Source organism: Kitasatospora sp. NPDC057904, from assembly GCF_042887925.1.
Classification (GTDB): domain Bacteria; phylum Actinomycetota; class Actinomycetes; order Streptomycetales; family Streptomycetaceae; genus Kitasatospora.
Window position 1 is genome coordinate 370,490 of sequence record NZ_JBHVOL010000002.1, and the last position, 22,487, is coordinate 392,976.

General features: G+C 74.5%; 15 protein-coding genes. 9 read left to right on the forward strand and 6 right to left on the reverse strand.

Translation table 11 applies throughout. The features are described from left to right. The first annotated feature begins 513 nt into the window (after positions 1-513). Positions 514-1,236 (forward strand): helix-turn-helix transcriptional regulator, encoded by a 723-nt coding sequence (locus ACFVSN_RS07150; protein ID WP_359972303.1) that lies wholly within the window; start codon positions 514-516, stop codon positions 1,234-1,236. Positions 1,237-1,373: 137 nt separating this feature from the next. Here ACFVSN_RS07150 and ACFVSN_RS07155 read toward each other — a convergent pair whose 3' ends face one another. From ACFVSN_RS07155 to ACFVSN_RS07175, 5 genes are all read right to left on the reverse strand, one after another. Further along, on the reverse strand, positions 1,374-2,660 hold the full coding sequence (locus ACFVSN_RS07155) for a cytochrome P450 (RefSeq protein WP_387954201.1): 1,287 nt from the start codon (positions 2,658-2,660) through the stop codon (positions 1,374-1,376). Positions 2,661-2,752: 92 nt separating this feature from the next. After that, a complete protein-coding gene (locus tag ACFVSN_RS07160; protein ID WP_380447931.1) occupies positions 2,753-3,769 on the reverse strand; it encodes an enediyne biosynthesis protein in 1,017 nt (338 codons plus the stop codon). Between the two features lie 5 nt (positions 3,770-3,774). Next, positions 3,775-5,625 carry a CRTAC1 family protein gene (locus tag ACFVSN_RS07165; protein ID WP_387954203.1) on the reverse strand — a complete coding sequence of 617 codons (1,851 nt, stop codon included), beginning with the start codon at positions 5,623-5,625 and terminating at the stop codon, positions 3,775-3,777. Positions 5,626-5,748: 123 nt separating this feature from the next. Continuing rightward, on the reverse strand, positions 5,749-6,723 hold the full coding sequence (locus tag ACFVSN_RS07170; RefSeq protein ID WP_387594312.1) for a DUF1702 family protein: 975 nt from the start codon (positions 6,721-6,723) through the stop codon (positions 5,749-5,751). 109 nt (positions 6,724-6,832) lie between these two features. Beyond that, complete coding sequence (locus tag ACFVSN_RS07175; protein ID WP_387953840.1) at positions 6,833-7,831, reverse strand: DUF1702 family protein; 999 nt, start codon at positions 7,829-7,831, stop codon at positions 6,833-6,835. Positions 7,832-8,067: 236 nt separating this feature from the next. On the opposite strand from ACFVSN_RS07175, the gene ACFVSN_RS07180 reads away from it, so the two are divergent. The 8 genes from ACFVSN_RS07180 to ACFVSN_RS07215 all read left to right on the forward strand — a co-directional run bounded on the left by ACFVSN_RS07180 (position 8,068) and on the right by ACFVSN_RS07215 (position 21,274). Then, a complete protein-coding gene (locus ACFVSN_RS07180) occupies positions 8,068-9,852 on the forward strand; it encodes a hypothetical protein (RefSeq protein ID WP_387953842.1) in 1,785 nt (594 codons plus the stop codon). A gap of 23 nt (positions 9,853-9,875) precedes the next feature. Beyond that, entirely contained in the window at positions 9,876-11,066 is a 1,191-nt protein-coding gene (locus ACFVSN_RS07185; RefSeq protein ID WP_387953843.1) for a hypothetical protein, read from the forward strand. A 257-nt stretch (positions 11,067-11,323) separates the two neighbouring features. Further along, a complete protein-coding gene (locus ACFVSN_RS07190) occupies positions 11,324-13,849 on the forward strand; it encodes a hypothetical protein (protein WP_387953845.1) in 2,526 nt (841 codons plus the stop codon). A gap of 43 nt (positions 13,850-13,892) precedes the next feature. Then, a complete protein-coding gene (locus tag ACFVSN_RS07195) occupies positions 13,893-15,185 on the forward strand; it encodes a hypothetical protein (RefSeq protein ID WP_387953847.1) in 1,293 nt (430 codons plus the stop codon). Further along, the gene (locus ACFVSN_RS07200) at positions 15,182-16,738 is read left to right on the forward strand and encodes a vWA domain-containing protein (protein ID WP_387953848.1); all 1,557 of its coding nucleotides are present in this window, start codon (positions 15,182-15,184) and stop codon (positions 16,736-16,738) included. Before ACFVSN_RS07195 ends, ACFVSN_RS07200 begins: the two co-directional genes overlap by 4 nt. After that, positions 16,735-17,385 (forward strand): 4Fe-4S single cluster domain-containing protein, encoded by a 651-nt coding sequence (locus ACFVSN_RS07205; protein WP_387953850.1) that lies wholly within the window; start codon positions 16,735-16,737, stop codon positions 17,383-17,385. Before ACFVSN_RS07200 ends, ACFVSN_RS07205 begins: the two co-directional genes overlap by 4 nt. Then, complete coding sequence (locus tag ACFVSN_RS07210) at positions 17,382-18,761, forward strand: hypothetical protein (protein ID WP_387953852.1); 1,380 nt, start codon at positions 17,382-17,384, stop codon at positions 18,759-18,761. The genes ACFVSN_RS07205 and ACFVSN_RS07210 overlap by 4 nt, the downstream gene beginning before the upstream one ends. Further along, on the forward strand, positions 18,758-21,274 hold the full coding sequence (locus tag ACFVSN_RS07215; protein WP_387953853.1) for an AAA family ATPase: 2,517 nt from the start codon (positions 18,758-18,760) through the stop codon (positions 21,272-21,274). The genes ACFVSN_RS07210 and ACFVSN_RS07215 overlap by 4 nt, the downstream gene beginning before the upstream one ends. A gap of 1 nt (position 21,275) precedes the next feature. Here the strand turns inward: ACFVSN_RS07215 and ACFVSN_RS07220 are convergent, their stop codons facing one another. After that, the gene (locus ACFVSN_RS07220) at positions 21,276-22,241 is read right to left on the reverse strand and encodes a hypothetical protein (protein WP_387953855.1); all 966 of its coding nucleotides are present in this window, start codon (positions 22,239-22,241) and stop codon (positions 21,276-21,278) included. Positions 22,242-22,487 lie beyond the last annotated feature (246 nt).

The window sequence follows — 22,487 nt, forward strand, 5'->3', positions numbered from 1 at the left end:
GTTTCGCAGGCGCGACGGCAGTATCGTGCATGCGAACCACGCGCCCGCGCATCTTCGGCGTTGCTGCCCCGACGGCCCGTCAGTTGCACGGACTTGCCGCGTACTTGCCATGTCCGCTTCTTCCGTGTTGCTGCCTCGGATGGCAATACGCCGGAGTAGGTATTCCGCCACTGGCTGAGGGCATGCCATGAATATGACGGGCTCTTGTTGCGCCTGACATGCACTGCTACGGTCTTCATTCATCACGGACGCGCAACTTCCGATCATGGCGGTCCCTGGGTGACCGAGACCGCCCGCCAACCCGCGGTGAAGAACCGCTGAACGTTCCCGGGCGGAGGGGGGTGGGTTGAACATGGGCACTGACGCTGCCGAGGGGGGGACCAGACGACCGCGGTTATTGCTGGTCAGGTCGGCGCCAGCGCATCACAACTGTCGAACCGAAAGCGGCTCCTAGAATCTGGGGTAGCAATGAAGCCGGCTATCGAACAGGCCGTGACTCGCGCCATCGAGACGATGCAGGAAAACATTGGTGAGATACTCACCATAGACGACATGGCGCGCGCCGCGATGTACAGCAAATTCCACTTCTCGCGAGAATTCCAGCGCGTCACGGGGGTGTCGCCCCGGCGGTTCCTCTCCGCGATCCGGATACAGGAGGCCAAACGTCTCCTGCTGGAAACGACGTTCACCGTCACCGAGATCAGCCACCACGTCGGGTACAACAGCGTCGGGACGTTCAGCTCCCGCTTCGCGGCCAGTGTCGGCATCTCCCCCACCATGTTCCGCCAACTCGGCGGCTACACCCCGGGGATCGGCGTCGAGGGCCACGCGGCCGACGAGACGTCCTCCGTACGGGGCGAAGTGCGCAGCGCCGTCGCCGGGTTACTTGGACAGGTGTTCCTCGGCCTCTTCCCCACCCGCATCCCCCAGGGCCGCCCGGCCGGCTGCGTCGTCCTCCCCGGCCCCGGGCGGTACCTGATCGACGGTGTTCCCCCCGGGACGTGGTACCTGCTGGCGCACTCGGTGCCCGCGGCCTTCGACGAGGTCCTGCTCGGCGAGCAGGAGGTGTTCGTCGGCTCGGTCGGGCCGATCGAGGTGCGCGCGGACGTCCCGGTGATCCCGGCCGACCTGGTGATGCGGCCCAAGCACACCGTCGACCCGCCGGTCCTGCTGGCCCTGATGGACGTCCGGACGGCCGCCGTGCGCGCCGGCCTGGCGCGAGCGGGCACCGGCTGACGGGCCTTCACGCGCCGTCGCCGGGCAGCGGACGGCGGGTGGGGCCGGCAGCCGACGGGACAGCCGCGCACGACAGAGGGGCCCACCGAGCACGATGGGCCCCTCGTCCGTCTTCCCGCGGCTACCCGGCGGGCCGTTCAGCCCCGGGCACGGTGCACCGTCATCGGCAGGCCGCCGCGCATGCGCAGCGACAGCATCGGCTCGGGCACCACGCGGTGCCCCGGCACCTTCGCGAGCCGCAGCTCGCGCACGAGGACGGCGATGGTGAACGTCGCCTCCAGCAGCCCGAGGTGGCTGCCCACGCAGAACCGCGGGCCCGCGCCGAACGGCAGGTAGGCGTAGCGCGGGCGCTCCGGGCCCGCGCCCTCCGGGCGGGGCCGGTCGGGGTCGAAGCGGTCCGGGTCGAACTGCTCGGGGGCGTCCCAGAACGCCGGGTGGCGGTGCAGGGTGTACGGGCAGATCAGGACGTCCGATCCGGCGGGCACGTGGTACCCGCCGATCTCGTCGTCGGCCTGGGCCTGCCGGGGCAGGATCCAGACCGGCGGGTAGAGGCGCATGACCTCCTCCACCACGCGGGAGGTGTACCGCAGCCGGTGCAGGTCCTCGTACTCCGGCGGGCGGTCGCCGAGGACCTCGACGGCCTCGGCGTGGAGCCGGTCGAACACCTCGGGGTGGCGGTCCACCAGGTAGAAGGTCCAGCCGAGGGTGCTCGCGGTGGTCTCGTGCCCGGCGAGGAGCAGGGTGACGATCTCGTCGCGCAGCCGCCGGCGCCCGACCGCGGGGTCGGGTTCGCCGTGGGCCGAGTCGATGATCAGCGACAGCGCGTCGTCTCCCTCGGCGCCACCGTCGCGGGCGTTCCGCTCGGCGACCAGCGTGTCGACGACGCGCTGGAGTTCGGCGCGCGCCCGGCGGAAGCGCCGCTGCGTGGGCAGCGGGATCCAGCCGGGCACGGCGCCGAGCGTCACCATGTCGAACATGGCCTGGTCCTGCACGGCCTCGAACTCGTGGCCGATCGACTCGAAGGCGCCGAGGTCGGTGTCGAGCAGGGTGCGGCCGAGCACGCCGAGGGTGAGTCCGGTGAGCTCCTGGACGAGGTCGACCGGCCGGCCGTCCTCGAAGGCCCGCAGGCGGGCGACGAGTTTGGCGGCCTCCTCGGCGACCGCGTCGGCCTGCCGGCTGATCCGCTTGTGCTGGAAGACGGGCTGGATCGCGCGGCGCTGTTCGCGCCACAGCTCGCCCTCGCTGGTGAGCAGTCCGTCGCCGAGGGCCCGGCGGGCCTGGATCAGCCCGATGCCCTTGTGGTAGTTGGCGGCGTTGTCGGCCAGGACGTGCTTGGCGTGGTCGGGGTGGTTGAAGAAGTAGAGGGTCTTCGGACCGATGGAGATCCGGACCGCGTCCCCGTACTCGGTGGCGGCCGCCCGCATCAGGGCGAGGCGGTCGCCGGCGAGGCGGCGCAGCAGGGTGGGCGCCGCCCGGCGCGGAGGGCCGGGCGGCACCCGCCGGGAGGAAGCGGCGGTCACGCCGCGACCTTTCCGGCCACCGCGGTCTTGCCGGTCGTACTCGCCCGCAGGAGGGTCGCCCGCGCCTCCTCCTGACCGCGGTCGCGGAAGTGGACGTACCAGAGGTAGAGGCCGCGGATCAGGCAGGTGAGGGCGGTGGCGAAGAAGATGCCGTACGCGATGTGGGCGATCATGAACAGGGCGTAGATCAGCGCGACGCCGGCGCCGAAGGCCATCTGGTTGGCGGGCTTCGACGGGGTGGTGCCGGGGTCGGTGATCATGTAGTTGGTGAAGAGGACGAAGGCGACGCCCGTCATCATCGCGAGCGCGCCCTGGATCGACGTGCCGAAGATCAGCCCGCGGAGCACGGCCTGGAGGGCGAAGGCGGAGAGCCAGCCGAGGATCAGCCACATCCGGCCGGTGAGCTTGGCGTTGAGGATGGTGCCGGACATCAGGATGCCGAGCACGATCAGCCAGCCGAACGGGGTGTTGACGTGCTCGGTGAAGTGGTACGGCGGGGCGATGCTGGCCCACGGGAAGAGCACGAGGATCGCGGCGATGCCGAAGTTCGACGGGTTCATGTAGTGCCGCAGCCGGCCGCGCACCGGCACCCGCAGCACCCACTTTGCGCTGACCGCGAAGACGACGCCGAACATCATCACGTAGACCCGGTCGTTGACGTAGGTCAGCATGTTGAGCGCGAGGCCGGTGATGTGCGAGGGGTAGAGGAACTCCAGCACCCCGGGCAGGCCGTTGCCGAGGAAGCGCGGGCGCCGGCCCTCGACCTTGGCGCCGACCAGCTCCAGCGCGATCTCGGTGGTGTAGGCGGTGGCGAGGGCGATCAGCGGCCACGTCCAGGGCTGTTCGAAGCCGAGCACGGTGTAGCCGAGGATGTTGAAGACCGTGATCGAGATCGCGAAGCGGCGCAGCGCGATGACGACCTTGGGCTCGTGCCGGGAGGCGGTGGCCGCCTTGCCGGTGGCGGCGGGCGCCGGGGGTGCCGGCTGCGTCGTCGTGGGGGCCTTGTCTGCCATGTGCGTCACTTCTCCTTGGCCTGGCTGCCGAGTTGGAGCGAGTGCCATCCCGGGCTGAGCGTCACGGTCTGCTGGTGCACCTGGCCGTCGCGGTCGCGCCACTGGAGCTTGACCGGCATCGGGCCGGTGACGCCCTTGCCCAGGCCGATGTGCACGTAGTGGCTGCGCTTGCCGGAGTGGCCGCTGCCGCCGTCGACGCGGTCGATGAGCTTGCGCCCGTCGGGGGTGGTGACCTCGACCTCGGCGCCGATCGCCGGGGATCCGGGGGCGGGCATCGGTCCGGCGGCGGCGGGGGTGTCGTAGGTGAGCCGCAGACCGAGGTAGGAGCCGGTGTCGGGGCTGTCGTTGCGGTAGAAGACCGGGGCGTCCCACTGGCGGGCCACCGCGAAGTCGAGTTTGCCGTCGCCGTAGGCGTCGCCGGTGGCGATGCCGCGGGTGGGCACGGGCACGGCGAGGCCGAGGCGGCCGGAGAGGTTGCTGTAGTGGCCGTCGGCGCCCTTCACGAAGAAGCGCAGGGTCTGGTCGCCGCCGATGTCGTCGCCGGCCTTGACGTTGGGCCACCACCACGGGTTGTCGAGCAGGGCGTCGTTGGCGGTCGCGAGCTCCTGGAGCTGCGGCCAGCGGTTGGTCTTGCCCTTGACGAAGCCGGTGGCCTGGACGATCGCGAGCTGCCCGCTGTTGTCGAAGTCGCCCATCTTGACGTCCCAGCCCCAGCCGGACCACGCGGTGCCGTCCTCGGCGCTGTGGTCGACGAACGGGGCGGTGCCGTTGGAGAGCTGGGCGCGCAGGTCGGCCTGGTCCCGCGCGGTGTTCATGAACTGGAAGTTGCTCTCCTCGATGCCGAAGGAGGTGGTGATGTTGCTGACGAACAGGTCGTAGAGGCCCTTCTTGCCGGACAGGTCGCCGAAGTCGACGCCCATGCCCTTGAAGGAGTCGTTGCCGAGGATCTTGGACTTCGGCGTGGAGCCGTCGCGCGGCCCGGTGACGAGGTCGAACTTCGGGTGGCCGGGGGTGGAGACGTTGTGCAGCAGGCGGTCGTTGCCGAAGTCGTTGGCGACGTACAGCTCGGGCAGCTGGTCGCCGTCGAGGTCGATCGAGCTGGAGGCGAGCGACCAGCCGTGCTTGGCCTCCGCGGGGAAGGCGTCGTCGGAGCACTGGAACGCGGCGGCGGGTTTGTCGGCCGCGTTGCCGCCGGTCCAGCGGCAGATGTACTTGCCGCCGCTGTTCTGGGCGTGGGACATCGAGTGGTTCATGACCACGCCGCCGCTGACCCGGTCGTCCAGGACGGGCCCGTCGGGGAAGTAGTTGCCGATGAAGAGGTCCTGGTGGCCGTCCCCGTCGAAGTCCGCGACGGTCGCGGTGTTGGTGTTCCACTGCGCGCCGGTGTACTTGCCGTCGGTCGCGTTGGGTCCGGGCACGAGCTCGACCGGCTCGAAGGCGTGCGCGTCGAGCGTGGTGGCGTCGGGCTTGGCGAGGAACAGGACCGGGGTGCGGCCCCAGTAGTAGACCAGCAGGTCGGTACGGCCGTCCTCGTTGAAGTCGCCCGCCACGCAGCCCATCGGCGCGATGTAGTCGTTCATCGGCAGCGGGGACGGGTCGAGCGCGAACGGCGCGTAGTGCGGGCCGTCGGAGCCCGGCACGGGTGTGACGTCGACCTGGTCGGTGCGGGTGTCGACCAGGCACAGGTCGCCGGACTTGCCGGTGCCGCGCAGGTCCGTCATGGTGATGGCCGCGCCGACCGAGGAGATCCAGGCGCGGATGTGCTCGTAGTCCTTGTTGACGGTGCGGATCGTCTGCTGCTTCGCCGCGGGCGGCAGCTCGATCGGCAGCGGCGTGAAGTGGAAGCGGCTCGCCATGGTGTCCTGCTCGGCGGCCGACGTCGTCGGCGGCAGCACCAGGAAGTAGCCGGCGACGATCGCCAGCACGGCGATGATGCCGGGCAGTTGCAGGCGGACCCGGCCAAGGAGGGTGGGCACCGGTCAGTTCCTTCCCGTGGTGGCGAACGCGTCGGCGATGGACCGGCGCCAGGTCTCGAAGGACGGCACCGGGCCGTTCGAGCGGCCGGTGGGGCGCAGGTCCTGGGTGACCTTGGCGGCCGCGGCGGCGGAGGTGCCGCAGAGCACCTCGGCCGCGAGCTCGGTGTGCGGGCCGAGCAGCCCCGCGTGGATGCGGGCCTCGCACGCGAACGCGGCGCCCTGGGCGACGATCGCCCGGTGCGCGCCGGCCCGCTCCCGGAAGTCCCGCAGCTCCGCCTCGTCCACGCCGCCCGCGTAGGCCGCGGCCAGGCCGGCGCCGCCGTACAGGTCGGAGTGCCGGGACTCGTGGAACCGCTCGATCAGCCCGGCGACGACGCCCGGGTCGGTGCCGCCGACGAACCACAGCGCCCGGCCGATCCCCTGGTCGATCGCCCGGTTCACGTACCCGGGCGAGTCGTCGGCCGGCCACGGGAACGCCCGCTCGCGGAACCGGCCGTGGACGTACCGGTCGGTCGCGAAGTACGCCTGGTGGAATCCGTAGCCGTCGAGCACGAGCCAGCGCAGCAGGGGGTCGAGGGCGGTGATGTCGGGCCAGCAGAAACGCGGCAGCCGCGCCATCGCCCAGCCGATTCCGACGTACACCATGTAGTGGTGGTCGGCCCCCCGCCCGGCGAGGAATCCCCCCACCCAGCCGCGGCCCTGCAGCGGCAGCCCGTCCAGCATGGCGAATCCCATGCCGGCCCCCTCGTAGGCGAAACCGCGGAATCGGTGCGGGACGTTTTCCAGCCGGTGCTCCGCCTCGGCGGGCGCACCGGACTCCACCGCGTACGCATAGCCTTCGAGGAAACGGCTCCCGACGGTTTCGAGGAGTTCCCTGGCCTCCGGCGACTTCTCGTGGAAACCCCGCTTGGCCAGCTTGGTCTCGGCGGTGTTCGGCGTCAGCACGCGCCGCCGTAATGTCCGCAACGGGCTTGGCACTCTGCTCTCCTTTCCGTGGTACGGAGATTGACGAGCCTTACCCTGGATAATTCCCGTTCCGGCGGACGGCCGCTTCTTCGCGAATGCTCTGGTCTTTCTTCCGGAATGCTCAGCCGGTGCCGCGGCCGGGGTCCGGCGCGGCGAACCGCTTGCGCACGTTCGTGCGCCACGCCTCGTACGCCGGCGGGTCCGCGGGCGAGGCCGCGTCGGCGAACACCGCGCACTCGTCGCCGAGCGCCGCCGCGTCCGCGACCGACAGGCCGGTGAGCGCCTGCGAGGCCTCCTCGCCATGCGCGGGGACGAAGCCCGCGTACACCCGGGCCTTCGAGGCGAACACCGACCCCTGCGCCAGCTCCGCCCGGTGCTCGCCCGCCTCCTCGCCCAGCTCCGCCAGCTGCGCGGCGCCGCACCCGCCGGCGAATGTCGCCGCGAGACCCACCCCGCTCCACAGGTCGGCCTGCCGGTGCGGCGCGAACTTTCCTACGGCCGACGCCACTTGGCGGTGCTGCGCGCCGTGGATGAACCACAGTGCCCGCCCGATCCCCTGGTCCACCGCACGCGGGAAGTAGCCCGGCGCACCCTGCCAGGGGTAAGGGCTCGGCAGCCGCTGCTCGTCCACCCAGCGCCGGGTGTGGAAGTACGCGAGGTCGAAGCCGTAGCCGTCGACGGCCAGCCAGCTCATCGTCGGGTGGTACGGCGTGCCGGACAGGTCCGGCAGCACCTTGGGCCACAACTGCCGCGGCAGGCGCGCCATCGCGAACCCGATCCCGATGTACGCGAGGAAGATGTGCGGCTGCCCGGCCCCGGTGAGGAGGTCCCGGGTGCGGTGCCCCCGGCCCATCGCGTCCAGGACGGTGAAGGCCATCGTCGCGCCCTCGAAGGCGAACCCGCGCTGCTCCGCGTCCACCAGGCGCAGCCGGTCCTCGACCTCGCGCGGCCCCCGCGCCTCGATTCCCCACTCGAACCCGCACACGACCGCCTGCGGCACCGCCTCCAGACGGCGCGTCACCGGCGAGGCCGCCACGGGGAACCCGCGCCGGGCGAACGTCACCTCCGCCGGCGAGGGCGCCAGGACCAGTCGGCGCAGCGTTCCCAGGACCGTCGGCATGTTTCCCCTCCGCCCCCGCCGTCCGATACGGCGGCACGGTTACATGCTCGGCGGCGGGTCCCGCCTGGGGCATCTTCCGCGTTGCGCTGCAACGCGGTAACCGGTCCGTACCGTTTGAGCGAACGTCCTTTGCCTGAGGGGGCGTTGTGCCACCATGAGTGCCCCGACGGGGAGGCGGCGGTTTTCGGCCGTTCTCTGCGACGGTCCGTGCGCGCTTGTCGAGCTGGAGGCCAAAATTGATCGGGGGCTCGAATGACGGGGCGTGTCCGGTCTGCCACGGTCCGCAGGGCGGACGCGGGTTCTGCACCAGCTGCCGCTGGCGGCTGGAGGGCGAGGTGTTCCTCGGCGGGCCCACCCCGGACGACCTCCGCCGCGAGGAGGAGGCGCTCGCCGCGGCCCGCGCCGAGTGGGACGAGCAGGCGGCCGCCCTCGCCGCCGGCGACCCCGGACCGGCCGGCGAGCCGGGCCCCGCGTGGGACCGGCTGCTGGAGGAGCTCGTCGAACACCCGGACGCCGTCCTCTGGTTCGTCGAACTCACCGACGAACGCGTCGGGTTGATCCGGGCCGAGGCCGACCGCAACGGCATCCCGCACACCGTCGACCTCGGCGGCGCGGCCTGGACCGCCCTCGCCCCCGAGTTCGCCGAGGACCCCGCCGACCGCGCCTTCCAGCTCGCCGGCGGCATCGGCACCCGCCCGCCCGTCGACCGCGCCGCCCTCGACGACGCCGTCCGCCGCCTGCTCGGCACGCTGCTCCCCCACGGGCGGCGCCACCGCACCGTCCTGCTCACCCAGCGCCCCGACTGGCCGCTCCTCGCCCGCGCCGCCGAGGCCGCCCGCACACTTCGCTCGCCCGACGCCCAACTCGGCCCCGTCAGCGGCGGAATGGCCGGAGTTCGCCTCCTCCTGCGCGGCGCCCCCCTGCACCGCGACCACTCCCTCGTCCTCGCCGACGTCGACGCGCTCAGCGGCGCCGTCCGCCCCGAGGCCAAACTCCTCTTCCCGGCCGGCGCCCGGCTGCGCCCCGGCGAGACCGTCACGGTGCCGGTCACCGTCCACGGCGGCGTCGACGCGGACACCCTCGTCACCCTCCCGGTCGTCGCCGCCGGCAGCGGCACCCCGCACGACGCCGTCTCCACCCACGGCGTGCGCCTGCCCGCGCTGCGCTCCGCCGACCTCACCTTCGTGCTGCACGGCCCCGGCGAGGTCGAGGTGCTGCTGCCCGACGGCTCCGCCGCCGAGCCCGTCCGCGACGACCTCGGCACGATCATCGCCGCCCTCCCCCGCCGCCTCGCCCGGCCGCCCCGCCTCCACCTCCTCCTCGCCGTCGAACTCGGCTACGGCGCCTCGCCCGACGAGGTCACAGCCCGCCTCGACTACGCGCGCGGCCTGGTCACCGCCCTCAGCGGCCCCGAGGGCGCCGCCGCGGGCGTCGACGTCGGCCTCGTCGGCTACTACGACCACCACGTCCGCGAGAGCCGGTACGCGCCCCGGGGCACGCTGCTCGACACCCTGCCGCTCGGCCCGCCCGCCACCGCCCTCGCCGCACTCGCCCGCTGGCGCCCGCAGCGCCGCCGCCGGGACACCGCGTCAGCGCTGGAGGACGCGCTGCAGGCGCTGCGCCGGCTGGCGACCGCGCCGCCCTGGACGCCACCCGGCCGCGCGCGCCCGCAGCGCACCGTGCTGGTCCTCGGCGCCCGCCCGCCCTGCGAGTGGGCCGAGCACGGCCAGGGCCCGGTGCCCGCCTGCCCGCTCGGCGTCGACTGGCGCGCCGAGCTGGCCGGCCTGCGCGAGGCCGGGGTCCGCGTGCTCGCCCGGCGGGACGGCCCGGCGGACGAACGGCCCAGCGAACTCGCCCTCCAGCCCCTGTGGGACCACGCCGAACTGGCCTGGCACACGATCGGCACCGACGGCACCCTCCCGCCCGGGCAGCCGCCCGCCGCGACCGCCCTCGACCTGCTCCCGCCCTGGCACGTCGACGGGCCGCCCTGCCGGCTGGCCCTGGCCCGTTCCCTGCTCTGACCGCCGCACCGAGGAGACCCCCGATGTCCAACCTGCCCGACCCCTCGTCCGACCACGGCGCCGCGGCCAAGGACGGCCTGCCGCCGGAGCCGGACGCCGGACCGGCCTGGGAGGGCCCGCACACCCAGGGCGGACCGGGCCTGCGCCCCTACGGCCCGCCCAGCGGCCCACCCCAGCCCACCCTCCCCGATGGCTACGCCGCCCCCATCCCCGCCGCGCCCGGCATGGCGCAGGACGGCAACCTGCCCCCGCTGCCGCTGCCCTCGCCGCCCGGCGCGATCGGCCCGGACGGGCCGGGCTCCGTCCGCATCGGCCTGTGGGGGGCGCCCCGCTCGGGCAAGACCACCTTCCTCTCCTCCCTGCCGATCGCCGCCATCCAGCACAACCGGCACGGCAAGGGGAACTGGGTCATCAGCGGCATGACCAAGGAGGCCATCGAGTTCCTCAACCGCGGCATGCGCCTGCTGGCCGTCGACCGCGGCTTCCCCGGCGCCACCTCCGCCACGGCGGGCATGAGCTGGGCCTTCCAGGGCGAGGAGCCGCGCAAGCTGGCCGGCACCCGGCAGGTCGGCTTCGTGCTCGACATCCACGACGTCAGCGGCGAGGTCTTCCGCCCCGAGCACCCCAGCCACGAGGCCATCGTCGACCAGCTCGCCGCGGCCAACGGCCTCGTCTACCTCTTCGACCCGCTCCTGGACCGCGAACACGCCACCCAGAGCCTGGACTTCTTCTACGCGACCCTCAACGCGATCACCAGCCGCGTCCGCGACAGCCGCGGGATGATCAACGGGCGGCTGCCGCACCACGTCGCCGTGTGCGTCGCCAAGTTCGACGACCCGCTGCTCTTCCGGCCCTCCGTCGAGGCGCGGTGGGTCACCCAGGACGGGGTCGGCGCCCGCATCCCGCGCGTGCCCGCCGAGGCGGCCGCCGGCTACTTCACCTGGATCTGCGACACCTTCCGCGGCTCCAGCGCCTCCCTCGTCCGCGACGCCCTGAACGCCTACTTCGTGCCGGACCGCATCAGCTACTACGCCACCTCCGCGATCGGCTTCCGCCTCAACGCCGACGGCATCTTCGACTACCGCCTCTACGCCAACGTCGAGCAGGTCGGCGGGAAGCCCCGCATCGCCACCTCCCCGCAGCCCATCAACGTCCTGGAGCCGCTGGTCGACCTCGAACGGCGGATCCGCTCGCGCAAGATCAAGCTGCGGTGACCGCCGTGCAGCCACCCGACCCGCACCTGCCCGACCCGCACCGGCCGGACCCGCACCGGCCGGGGCCCCACCCGCCACACTCGCCGGGGCCCCAACAGCCCGGTCCCCACCCGCCCGGTCCCCAGCTTCCGGGTCCGCAGCTTCCCGGTCCCCGACTTCCCAGTCCGCAGCGGCAACCCGAGCAGCGGCAGCGGCCCGCCGCCACCGAGCCCGTCACCGCCCACTGGGCCGTCCTCGGCAAACACCCCGGCCGGGCCATGGGCTACGAGCTCCTCGCCGCCAGCCTCGACGAGGACCGCGCCCGCCGCTACCTGTGGGGAGCCCAGACCGGCACCCCCGAGGTGCGCCGCCCCGACGAGACCGGCGGACTGCCCTGGCGCGTCTTCCTCAGCGGCGTCGAGGGCGAACGCACCGCGGCCTGCGCCCTGATCGAGCAGAGCTGGGACGGCACCAGCGACGGCACCGGCGCACCGATCATCACCTCCCGCCTGCTGCTCGTCGAATGGGCCCAGGCCGCGGCGCGCGGCGTCACCTGGTCCACGCTCGCCGACGCCGCCGCCGGCCTGCGCTGGCCGGGCCCGGAGGAGGGGCCGGCCCGGCCGCTGCGCCTCGACCTCGGCGGCCTGTCCGTCCCCTCCTCGGCCGCCGAACTCGCCGCCGTCGTCGACGAGGTGGGCTTCGAGTGGACGGCCTGCGTCGCCGCCCTGCTCACCGCCGGCCACCGGATCACCATCACCGCCGACGGCCGCCGCCTGCCCACCCCCGAGCGGCGGGTGCGGATCGTCGACGCGATCGCCGCGCTGCTGCCCTACGGCTGCCGGCACTGGCTCAGCGGCGCCAGCTGGACCGGCGACTCCGACCACAAGGTGCAGCTGACCTTCGCCGAGAGCGCCCGCACCGGCCGCACCGCCGTCCGCTTCGGCGCGGCCACCGCCCAGCCCGCCGATCCCGGGGCCGCCGCCTACCTGGCCGAGCTGACGCGCCTGCGCGCCAAGGGCTGGACGAGCCGGGAGCTCGTCGCCCACCTGCTGGCCGCCACCGCGCCGATCCACTGGAGCGACGGCCCGGCCATGCTCCGCGTCCTGCGCGAGGTCGACCTCGTCGACGCCGTGCTCGCCGCGGTCCGCGAGGGCACGGCCCGCATCGAGGACGTCGCCCGGGTGTTCGAACGCCAGGGTCTCGGGCGGCTCGACGCCGACGGTCACCGCGAGCTCTACCTCTTCCTCGCCCGCACCGCCCGCCCCGGCGGCCCGGACCGGCGCGACGACCACGCCGTCCGGCTGCTGCGCGACCACTGGTCGCCCGGGCTGCCGGAGTGGCTGGCCGGGTCGGTGCTCGCCGACCCCGATCCCGACCGCGGCTTCGACCGGGCCTTCGCCTGGCTCGACCTGCTCAGGGAGCTGCACGGCCCCGGGTCGGGCCCGTTCGACGAGCTGCTCGCGGCGCTGATCGACCAGCGCCGGCCCGGGCCGGTCGCCGGGTCGCGCCAGCGGTGGATCGGCGTCGTCGTCCTGGCCGCCCAGCAGGCCTTCGGCGCCGAGGCCGCACCGGCGGACGGCGTCCTGATCGCCCAGCCCGAGATCGGGCGCGCGTGGGCGTTCGCCGCACTCGCCAAGGACGGCCCCGGCCCCGCGGTGCTCGACCGGCTGCTGCGGGCCGCGGCGAAGGAGCGCCTCCCGGGCCCGACCGGCTGGCTGCGCTTCACCGCCTACGTGTACGGCGCCGCCGACGACCGCGACCTGCGCCGCGGCGACGCGGCGGACTTCGGGACGGCCATCCCCGCGGCGCTCTGGAAGGAGCTCCTCGAACTCGCCGTCCGCCACCGGCGGCCGCTCGTCGTCTCGCACCTGTGGCCGTCCTACTGGGAGGTCGCGCGCGGGCAGCAGGGCCCCGAACTCGCGGCGGCGCTCGCCGCGGCGGCCGTCCACCTGGAGGCCGCGGCCGGGCAGGTGCGCCCCGAGTACGCGGCCGAGCTGGACCTGCTGCGGCTCTACGCCGCCCAGGGCCAGGCCGTCCCGCTCGCCGGCCTCGACCGGCTGCTCGGCGGGGAGGCCCCGCCGGCGCCGGGCCGGGTGTACCCGCGCCGGGGCTCCGGCCCGGCCGACGCCTATGCCGCGCGGCTGTCGGAACGGCTGTCCGCCGCCGCCTCCGACGCCCTCTGGCAGCGGACCGTGGACGCGCTGCTCGGCTCCCGCCCCGACCCCGGACGCTGGCCGGTCACGCGCCTGCTGGCGGAACGCAACGTGCGCGGGCAGGAGGCGCTGGTCCGGACCCTGGACAAGCGGCTGCTCGCCGGCGAGGCCGCCTGGCTCGAACTCGGCCTGCCGCCCGTGGTGACCGCAGCGCTCGACAAGCTGCCGGGGATGCACTCGCTCAACGCCCGCAACAAGGTCCGCCACCTCCTCCAGGGGCCGCCCGCCCCCGTCCAGCTCGGCATCGCCCTGTCCGACGTGCACGCCGGCGGCTACCCGATCGACCCGACGACCGAACTGCTGCCCGGCCTGCTGCGCTGGCGGACCGAGGAGGTGGACCTGCTCCTCGCCGAACTCTGGTACCGGGCACGCCCGTTGGCACAGCACCTGTACCACGTCATCCTGCAGACCCAGGGCGCCACCCGGCTGCGCCTGTCCCTGCTCAACATGGCCCACCAGGAGGCGCAACGCCAGGAGTACGCCCGGGAGCTGCTCCGCTACGACGGCTGGTACGGCACGGCCGAGTCCGCCGAGTCGGCGGCCCAGCCACAGGACCGCCGCGGCATCTTCGGCAGGAGGCGCCGCAAGTGAGCCGGGGAAGAACAGGCCGCGCAGCCGCAGAGGAGCGTGCCGGATGACCCTCGCCGTCGACGTCGGCACGCGTTTCGTGCGGCTCGCGCACGTCCGCCCCGACCGCCTGCCCGCGCTCGCCGAACTGCCGGGCGCCGTCCCCGGCGAGGGCGTGCCCGTCCCGTCCGGGCAGGATCCGGCGCGCACGCTGGCCGCCGCCTGCGCCGCCTTCCGGGCGCGCTACGGCAAACCCTCCCGGGCCGTCCTGGTCGCCCCCGAGGCCATGCCGCCGCTCTACCGGGACCGCATCGCCGAGGCCTTCGGCCGCACCACCCCGGTCGTCGAACTGCGGCCCGCCACGGCCGTCCTGGCCCTCCTGCGACACAACGGCGAGGCGCTGGACGGCACTTGGGCCGTCTGCGCGCTCGGCACGACGACCATAGAGGTGAGCGTGTGCGTCGCCGCGCGGCGCAGCGTCGGCGTCCGGCGCTTCGTCCGCCACACCCCGGAGGGCGGCCTGGGCGCGGCCTTCGACGCCGCGCTCCTCGGCGGCGCCGTGGCCGGCGGCGGCCCGGCCGACGACGCGGCCCTCGCGGCGCTGCGCGAGGCCCGCGACGCGCCCGGCTCCGCCGCCCGCTGGGAGCGCGTCATCGCGCGGGCCGAGCGGCACCCGGCGCGCTACGACGACATGGCCGTCCTGTGGGTCGACGGGCGGGAGGTGCCCGCCGGGACGGCCCGGCACGCCCTGGCCGTGCTGCGCGAGCAGGTCGGCCACGCGGCGGCCGAGGCCGGGCTCGACGGCCTGCCGGTGGTCGCCGTCGGCGGTCCGGCCCGGCTCGCCGCCGTCCGGCGGGCCGCCGCCGGGGCCGGTCGGGCGGTCGGGCTGCCCGCCGCCGCGGACCCGGCGCTGGCCGCCGTCCTGGGCGCCGCCCTGGTGGCGGCCGGGCTCGTCGACCCGGCCGACCGGTACCCGTACGAGGTGCTGATCGGCGCCCGGCGGGTCCACCGCGGGCGGCTCGCCGAGACCGAGCTGACGCTGTGCGGGCCGGGCCTCCTGGTGCCGGGCGGCGCCACCGTGTTCGCCGAGCGGGCCGGGCGCCGGGTCGCCGTCGGGGGCGCCGGCGAGCGGCCGCGCGAGGCCGAGGTGCGGGTCCGGGACGGGGCCGGCGGGCCCGCCGTCCGGGTCGGGGCGGTCACCCTGCCGGCGAGCCGGGCGGGCGAACGCTTCCACATCGGGATCGCGATGGCGGCGGCCGGCCCGACCCGGCTCGTGCTGCGGCCCGCGGGCGGCTCCGGCGAGCCGCACGAGTACCCGCTCGGCGAACTGCCGGGCGTCCTTGAGGGAGACCACCGATGAATCCGTCGCGCACGGCCCGGCCGCCGGCCGCGCTCCTGCTGCCAATCCTCCTGCTGGCCATCCTCCTGCCGGGCCTGCTCCGGCCCGGTGCCGCGCACGCGGCCGACCCGAACCGGCCCACGCGCGCCGAGGTCTACCAGGCCCTCGGTCTCGAACACCAGCCCGCCGACTACGTCGTCCTCGTCGACACGTCCCCGTCGATGACGCAGCAGGGCCGCTACGGGACGGTCCGTCAGACGCTCCAGACCTTCCTCTCGGGGCTCACCGGCGCGGACCACGTCGCCCTGTACACCTTCGACACCACCGTCGTCGCCCGCTACATCGGCGCCGCCGGGAACCCGACGGACATCCTGTCCCGCCTGCCCGCCGCCCCGAGTGCCAACGGCGACACCGACATCGGCGCGGCCCTCAACGCCGCGCTCGGCGAGCTGGAGCGCAGCGACGCCCTGCCGATCGCCTCCGTGGTGCTGATGACGGACGGCGAGAACGCCCCCGCGGCCGGCAGCGCCTACCCCGTCGCCGCCACCGCCACCTGGACGGCCGCCCTGCACGCGCGCGCCGCCAAGCTCGCCGGGCACACCGACCTCGTCGGCTACGCCCTGCCCCTGGCGACGGGCGCGACCGGCGCGGAGCTGCTGCGCCAGGTCGTCGCCGACACCCGGGAGCTCGTGCCCGGCAGCATCCAGGACCTCGGCTCCTACCTCCAGCGCGCGGGCGAGGACACCCGCCTCCGGCAGGCCCGCGCGATGCTCGCGCCGGACCAGGGACAGGGCGTCACCGTGTCCTGGTCGGGGCCGCCGACGCTCGACCTGGGCAAGGGCGAGGCGACGGGCACGCTCTCGTTCACCTCACACGCCGCCCGCGTGCCCCTCTCGGTCGACGGAATCGCCGTGTCCGTCGCCGGCCACCCCTTCGAGGTGTCGGGGCTGCCGTCCTCGCTGATCCTCTCCCCCCGCTCCACCCAGGACATCCCGGTGCGGATCACCGGCCGGCTCGACGGCGGACTGCTGACCCCGCAGCACGTGGAGCACACGAGCTCCACCCTGAAGGTCACGGGGACGGTCGGCTCGCCGTGGCAGCCCGCCCTCGCGCCGGACCTCCAGCTCGACATCCCGCCGGCGCTCCAGCCGGCCGGGCTCCCGGTGGACGTCTCCGGACAGGTCGGCTCGGCGGCGACCCTGCCGCTCCTGATCGGCCTGCCGCTGCTGGTCCTGCTGGTGCTCGTCCTCGCGTGGCTGCGGGTGTACCGGCCCGCGCTGAACGGCGTGCTGCTCATCGAGCCGGCCTTCGGCGAGCAGATCCCCGAGCACGTCCCGCTCACCGGCCGCCGGGTGCAGCTTCGCCCGGCGCTGGGCGGGGCCGGGCGGGTGCGCGGCCGACGCCGGGTGTCGGAGCGCGGCGCCCGGATCGACCTGCGCATCCGCTACAGTCCGGACGGCTCGCAGGCCCGCGCGAGCTCCGTCACGTGCGCACCCGGCAGCCGGGTGGTGGCCGCGGGCACGGCGTTCGTCTACCAGCCGGTGCCGGCCGAACCGCCGGGGCGGCCGTCGTGACCGCCACTGCGGTGAACGTCGCCGCGACGCACGTCGGCACCCGGGCGCTCGGCCCGGGGCTGCGCTCGGTCGTGTGGGTGCAGGGCTGCCCGTTCACGTGCCGCGGCTGCATGTCCCCGGACTGGATCCCGGACCGGCCCGCCCGGCTCGTCAGCCCGGAGGCCCTCGCCACCGAGTTGCTCTCGAACGATCAGGTCACCGGCCTGACGATCTCCGGCGGCGAGCCGATGACCCAGGCCACCGCCCTGGCCGAGACCGTCGAACTGGCGCGCGCCCGGCGGGACGTCTCCGTCCTCTGCTTCACCGGCCACCGCCTGGAACGCCTCCGCGAGCACCCGCCGCACCCGGACGTCCCCCGCCTGCTCGCCCTCGTCGACGTGCTCGTGGACGGCCTCTACGTGGCCGGGCACAACACCGGACGCGGCCTGCGCGGCAGCACCAACCAACGGGTGCACCGGCTCAGCAGCCGTTCCCGGGCCGAGGACCACGACTACGAGAACGGCCCGCGCAGTGCCGAGATCGCCCTCGACGGGCCCGAGGCCCTGCTCGTCGGCGTGCCGCCCACGGGCCTCCTGGAGGCCTTCGACACGGCCGTCACCACCGTACGGAACCGGATCGCGCAAGCAGACCCAGGGAGGGCACGATGAGCGGCCGCAAGCAGATCCAGGTGGACGAGTCCCAGTGGTACCGCCTGCTGAAGAGCGCCGACGAGCTGAAGACGGTCCGCCGGGACCTGCCCAAGCTCATCCAGGGCGTGCGCGAGCAGGCCCGCGCCGACATGGCCGGCGAGTTCGAGGCCGTGCGGCGCCGCCAGCAGCAGAGCGAGGAGGCCGTCCGCCGGCTCAGCGACCAGAACCGCGCGCTGGAGGAGGAGACCAACCGGCGGCTCCACCAGCAGGCCGCCGACCTCCACCAGCGGCTGACCCATACGGCCGGGGAGCTGCGCGCCGAGACGCGCACGCAACTCGACGAGCAGCGGCGGAAGTTCGAGACCGATCTCGCCGAGGAACGTCGCGAGCGCCGCGCCGAGATCGCCGGACTCAGCGCCGACGTCAAGGAGTTGCAGCACGACCGCACCAGGGCCGAACAGCTCTCCGCCACCTGGCTCGCCGACGCCGGCTCCATGGCCGATCTCATCGCCGACACCCTCCCCCACGAGCGCTACGCCCCGGGCGAGTTGGACGCCGTCCGACTGCGCCTCGGCCAGGCGCGCGGCAACCACGACCTCGGCCGCTACGACGCCGCGCTCGCGGTGGCCCAGGAGGGCTACTACACCCTCAGCGAGCTCCGCGTCCGCATCGAGCAGGCCGAACTGCTGCGCCGGTCCTGGCAGTCCGCGGCCGTCCAGGCGGTGCTGCTGGTCGAGCAGCAGGTGCGGCGCAGCGCGCAGCTGCCGGTCGTCGGACCGGATCAGCGGGAGATCCCCGGCTACGCGCTCGACGTCGACTTCTGGTCGGCCGGCGCCCTGGACGAACTCCGCGACCGCCTCGACGAGTTGCTGGAGCGCTCGCGGGACGAGGCCACCACGGCCGAGGAGCTGGAGCGCATCTGCCGGGAGGAGGCGCCGGCCCTGGAGGCGCAACTGGCCGACACCGTGCGGCAGGCGCGCCTGTGCCAGCTCGCCTCGCAGATCCGCGTCAACCTCGCCGACGAGGTGGTCCAGGCGCTGGCCGAGACCGCGTTCTACGCCTACGTCGAGGACGACTTCGTCGGCTCCGACCAGCGCGGCGCCCACATCACCCGGCTCCGGCACGAGACCGGCAGCGAGATCGTCATCGACATCGACACCGCCGACCCGGCCTCGGGCCGCAACGTGATCCGGGTGATCTCCTCCGACCGCGACACCGAGGCGGAGGCCGACCAGCGCGCCCGCGCCGAGGCGGTGCGGCGGATGCTGGAGGCCGGCGGCCACCAGGCGCACGCCCCCGTCCCGATGCCGCGCCTCGAACCCGGTACCCCCGACCTCAGGACCGACGACCCCCGCTACGACCTGCGGCCCAAGCCCCAGGGCGAGGGCGCATGACCACACTCGCGCGCGGCGAACGCTTCCGCGACCTGCGCCTGAGCACCGACGAGCCCTTCACCGTCCTGTACGGCCCCGGCGTGGACGACGTCTTCGTCGACCCGGACTACCGGGTGCGCACCCTGGAGGAGACCCTCTGGGAGCTGCTCCACGCCGAGGGCTACCAGCGCATCGTCTACTCCTCGCTCAGCCGCCCGCTGTACTTCCGCGACCCGGAGTCGCGGCGGCTGAGCCGGCCGGGCGGGGAGCCCGCGCCCGCGCGGCCGGCCGGCGCGATGCGGCGGCTGCGCGGGCCCCTCGGCGCCCTCCGGCTCGCCCCCGACGCGCCGCCGGCCCCGGCCCCGGCCGCGGCGCCCGCCCGCGTCACCGGCGTCGCCGACCCCTTCGCGGTCATGACGCACCTCGGCCAGCTGCGGCAGCGCGAGGTGCGCACCGCCGTCGTCTACATCCAGGCCGAGGAGACCCTCGTCCACAACGAGGCCTCCCGGCAGCTGGCCGGCGCCCTCGCCGACCGGGCCCAGGACCGGCTCGGCCGCAACCGGTGGATCTTCGTCTTCCGCCGCTCCACGCTGGAGGAGGTCGAGCGGGTGGTCGCCGACCGGCGCGTCTACCCCGCCCTCGCCGCCTTCCTGCGCACCGAGATCGACCAGCCCGCCCGGGGCGGGGCGTTCCGGGTCGGCTACCCGGACGAGTCCGAACTCGACCGCATGGTCCAGCAGTTGCGCCTCCGCGAACACCTGCGCATCGGCGACTGGCGGGAGCTCGCGCCGCTCGTGCGCTCCTTCGCGAGCACCCCGCGCCGCGCCTCCGCCTGGCGCGAGGACCTGCGTCTGCTCATCTCCGACGGCGCCGCGCTCGACCGGCGCACCGTCCTCGAACGGCGCCTGGTCACCACCGTCACCCCGCACGACGAGAGCCCCTGGGCGCGTCTGGAGGCCATGCCGGGCCTGACGCCCGTCAAACGCCACCTCCACCGCCTGCGCAACCGCATCGAGGCCGAACGCGCCCTGCCCGCCCGGCGCGACGCCGCCACCCAGCACCTCCTCTTCACCGGCAACCCCGGCACCGGCAAGACCACCGTCGCCCGGCTGATCGGCGAAATCTACCGCGACCTCGGGCTGCTGCGCCGCGGGCACCTGATCGAGGCCGACGCCTCCGACCTCGTGGCGGGCTACGTCGGCCAGACCGCCGAGCGGACCAACGCCCTGATCGACCGCGCCCTCGACGGCGTCCTCTTCCTCGACGAGGCCTACGCGCTCAGCGACCAGCGCGACGGCTTCGGCGGGCAGGCGATCACCGCACTGCTGGCCCGCATGGAGAACGACCGCCACCGGCTGGTCGTGGTGCTCGCCGGATACCCCGACAAGATGCGCGAGTTCCTCGCCGCCGACCCGGGCCTCGACCGCCGGATCCGGGCCCACATCGAGTTCCCCGACTACGACCCGGAGACCCTCCTCACCATCCTGCTCGGCATGCTGACGGAACGTCAGCTCACGCCGACCAAGGAGACCCGCGAGCTGCTGGAACGGGTCGTCACCGGCATGCACCGCGTCGCCCGCGAGGGCTTCGGCAACGCCGGGGCGATGCGCCTGCTCGCCGACGACCTGTTCGACACGTGGGCGGGCCGCGTCCAGCGGCAGGTGCACCTGCCGCTGCTCCCCGCCGACCTGCCCGAACGGTACCGCTCCTACCCGCCGAAGCCCGTCCCGGCCGCGGCCGACCTGCTCGCCGAACTCGACCACCTGGTCGGCCTGCGCGAGGTCCGCGAGTTCCTCACCGGCCTCACCGAACGCCTCGCCCTGCGCCAGGCCCGCGGCCTGCCCGGCACCGCCGTCCCGCACATGCTCTTCCTCGGCCCGCCCGGCACCGGCAAGACCACCGTCGCCCGCCTGGTCGGCCGCATCTGCCACGCCCTCGGGCTCCTGCACACCGACGAGGTCGTCGAGGTGACGCGCGCCGACCTGGTCGGCCAGTACGTCGGCCAGACCGCGCCGCGCACGCGCGAGGTGGTCCGCTCCGCGCTCGACAAGGTCCTGTTCATCGACGAGGCCTACAGCCTGGCCTCCGGCGACGGCCGCAACGACTTCGGCGAGGAGGCCGTCGACACCCTCCTGCGCGAGATGATGGAGAACCCGGGCCGGCTCGTGGTCATCGCGGCCGGCTACCCGCGCGAGATGCAGCGCTTCCTCGACGCCAACAGCGGCCTGCGCTCCCGCTTCGGCGAGACGCTGCACTTCGCCCACTACCCGACCGCCGACCTCGTGCAGATCCTGCGCAACCAGGCGGCGGCCCAGCGCTACCGGCTCTCCGACGACGCCGCGCGCCGCGCCGCCGCCTGGTTCGACGCCCAACGCGCGGCGCGCCCGCACGACTTCGGCAACGCGCGGGCGGTGGGCGGCCTGCTCCAGACGATGGAGACCAGGCTGGCGCGCCGCCTCGGACCGGACGGCTGGGACGGGCCCGCCGAGGAGCCGATCACCTTCGCGGGGGAGGACGTGCCGCCGCTCTCCTGAACTACTGGTCCGCCCAGGACAGGGCGGCGTGCGTACCGTCGTCCTCCTGCTCACGGCGCTCCAGCAGCCCGGCGAGGATCTCGTCGACCCGGGTGAGCCTGGTCTCCAGCGAGGCCGCGAGCGCCTCGGCCTCGACCAGCGCCGAGCGGGCCCCGCCGTCGGAGCCGTCCGCCTCCACGCTCTCCGGCGCGAGCGCCCGGGCCAGTTCGGCGTCCGCGTGGGCGTGCAGGCGCAGCGAGGCGAGCTGCTCGACGCGCCGGGTGCGCACGCTGTCCAGGCGGTCCCGCACCTCGGCCAGACGAGCACTGCTCTCCTCGAACCTCCGCTGCTCGACGCTGAGTTGATCGTCCACGTCCTGGGCGCGGGCGAGCCGGTCGCGGGTCTGCGGCGAGAGCGCGGCGAGCTGCTCCTCGGAGAGCCGCACGAGCCGGTCGGCGCTCGTGCGCAGGACGTCCTCGACGCCGGTGTCCTTGCCGCGCAGGGCCAGCAGGCGGGCGGTGATGACCTCCTGCTGGCGGGCGAGCCCGTCGAGTGCCGAGACGATCCGCTCCAGGCGCCGCAAGTCGTCGACCTGTCGCCGCAGTTCGGTGAGCTCGGCGAGACGGCGACGCAACTCGTGCTCGCGCTGTTCCAGTTCGTCGAGCGCCTCCCGTTCGGCCTGCACGGCCCGCTTGGCCGCCCGCAGCCGGTCCGCGAGGTCGCCGACGTCGCGCCGGACGGCCGCCCCGGCCAGCACCGCGTCGAACAGCACGTCGACCGCGTCGCGCAGGCCCTCCCCGGCCGTCAGGGCGTCGTCGAGCTCGTACAGCGCTTCAAGTGCGGACGCGCCACCGGGCCCGCCGTCGATCCCGCGCAGTTCGGCGCACACCCATTGCAGCGCGGCCCCCAGCACCCGCAGCGACGCGACGACCTCGCCGTCGCCCACCGCCTCCAGCGCCGCCGCGATCTCCCGCCTGGCCCGCTCCACGCCGTCACCCCCAGCCGTACCCGCAGCCGTGCCCACGTCCGGGCCCCGATGGTAGCGGCGGAACGCCCACCCGACACCCGCAACGACCAAGCTCCCGGGGACCGTTCGGGCAGCGAGTCGGAGCCGGCGGGCCCGGCTCCGCCAAACACCCCCGCCACACCCCCGCCCACCGCTATCCTGCGACCGTCGCACCACCGCACGACCCCGCGCGCACCTCCTCCCCCCTCTCGCGGCCCCGCCGCCCAC

Excerpts from the sequence above, each read along its gene's own strand:
- ACFVSN_RS07150 (WP_359972303.1), top strand. The coding sequence starts at position 514 with ATGCAGGAAAACATTGGTGAGATACTCACCATAGACGACATGGCGCGC.
- ACFVSN_RS07155 (WP_387954201.1), bottom strand. The coding sequence starts at position 2,660 with ATGCGGGCGGCCGCCACCGAGTACGGGGACGCGGTCCGGATCTCCATC.
- ACFVSN_RS07160 (WP_380447931.1), bottom strand. The coding sequence starts at position 3,769 with ATGGCAGACAAGGCCCCCACGACGACGCAGCCGGCACCCCCGGCGCCC.
- ACFVSN_RS07165 (WP_387954203.1), bottom strand. The coding sequence starts at position 5,625 with ATGGCGAGCCGCTTCCACTTCACGCCGCTGCCGATCGAGCTGCCGCCC.
- ACFVSN_RS07175 (WP_387953840.1), bottom strand. The coding sequence starts at position 7,831 with ATGCCGACGGTCCTGGGAACGCTGCGCCGACTGGTCCTGGCGCCCTCG.
- ACFVSN_RS07185 (WP_387953843.1), top strand. The coding sequence starts at position 9,876 with ATGTCCAACCTGCCCGACCCCTCGTCCGACCACGGCGCCGCGGCCAAG.
- ACFVSN_RS07190 (WP_387953845.1), top strand. The coding sequence starts at position 11,324 with ATGGGCTACGAGCTCCTCGCCGCCAGCCTCGACGAGGACCGCGCCCGC.
- ACFVSN_RS07195 (WP_387953847.1), top strand. The coding sequence starts at position 13,893 with ATGACCCTCGCCGTCGACGTCGGCACGCGTTTCGTGCGGCTCGCGCAC.
- ACFVSN_RS07200 (WP_387953848.1), top strand. The coding sequence starts at position 15,182 with ATGAATCCGTCGCGCACGGCCCGGCCGCCGGCCGCGCTCCTGCTGCCA.
- ACFVSN_RS07210 (WP_387953852.1), top strand. The coding sequence starts at position 17,382 with ATGAGCGGCCGCAAGCAGATCCAGGTGGACGAGTCCCAGTGGTACCGC.
- ACFVSN_RS07215 (WP_387953853.1), top strand. The coding sequence starts at position 18,758 with ATGACCACACTCGCGCGCGGCGAACGCTTCCGCGACCTGCGCCTGAGC.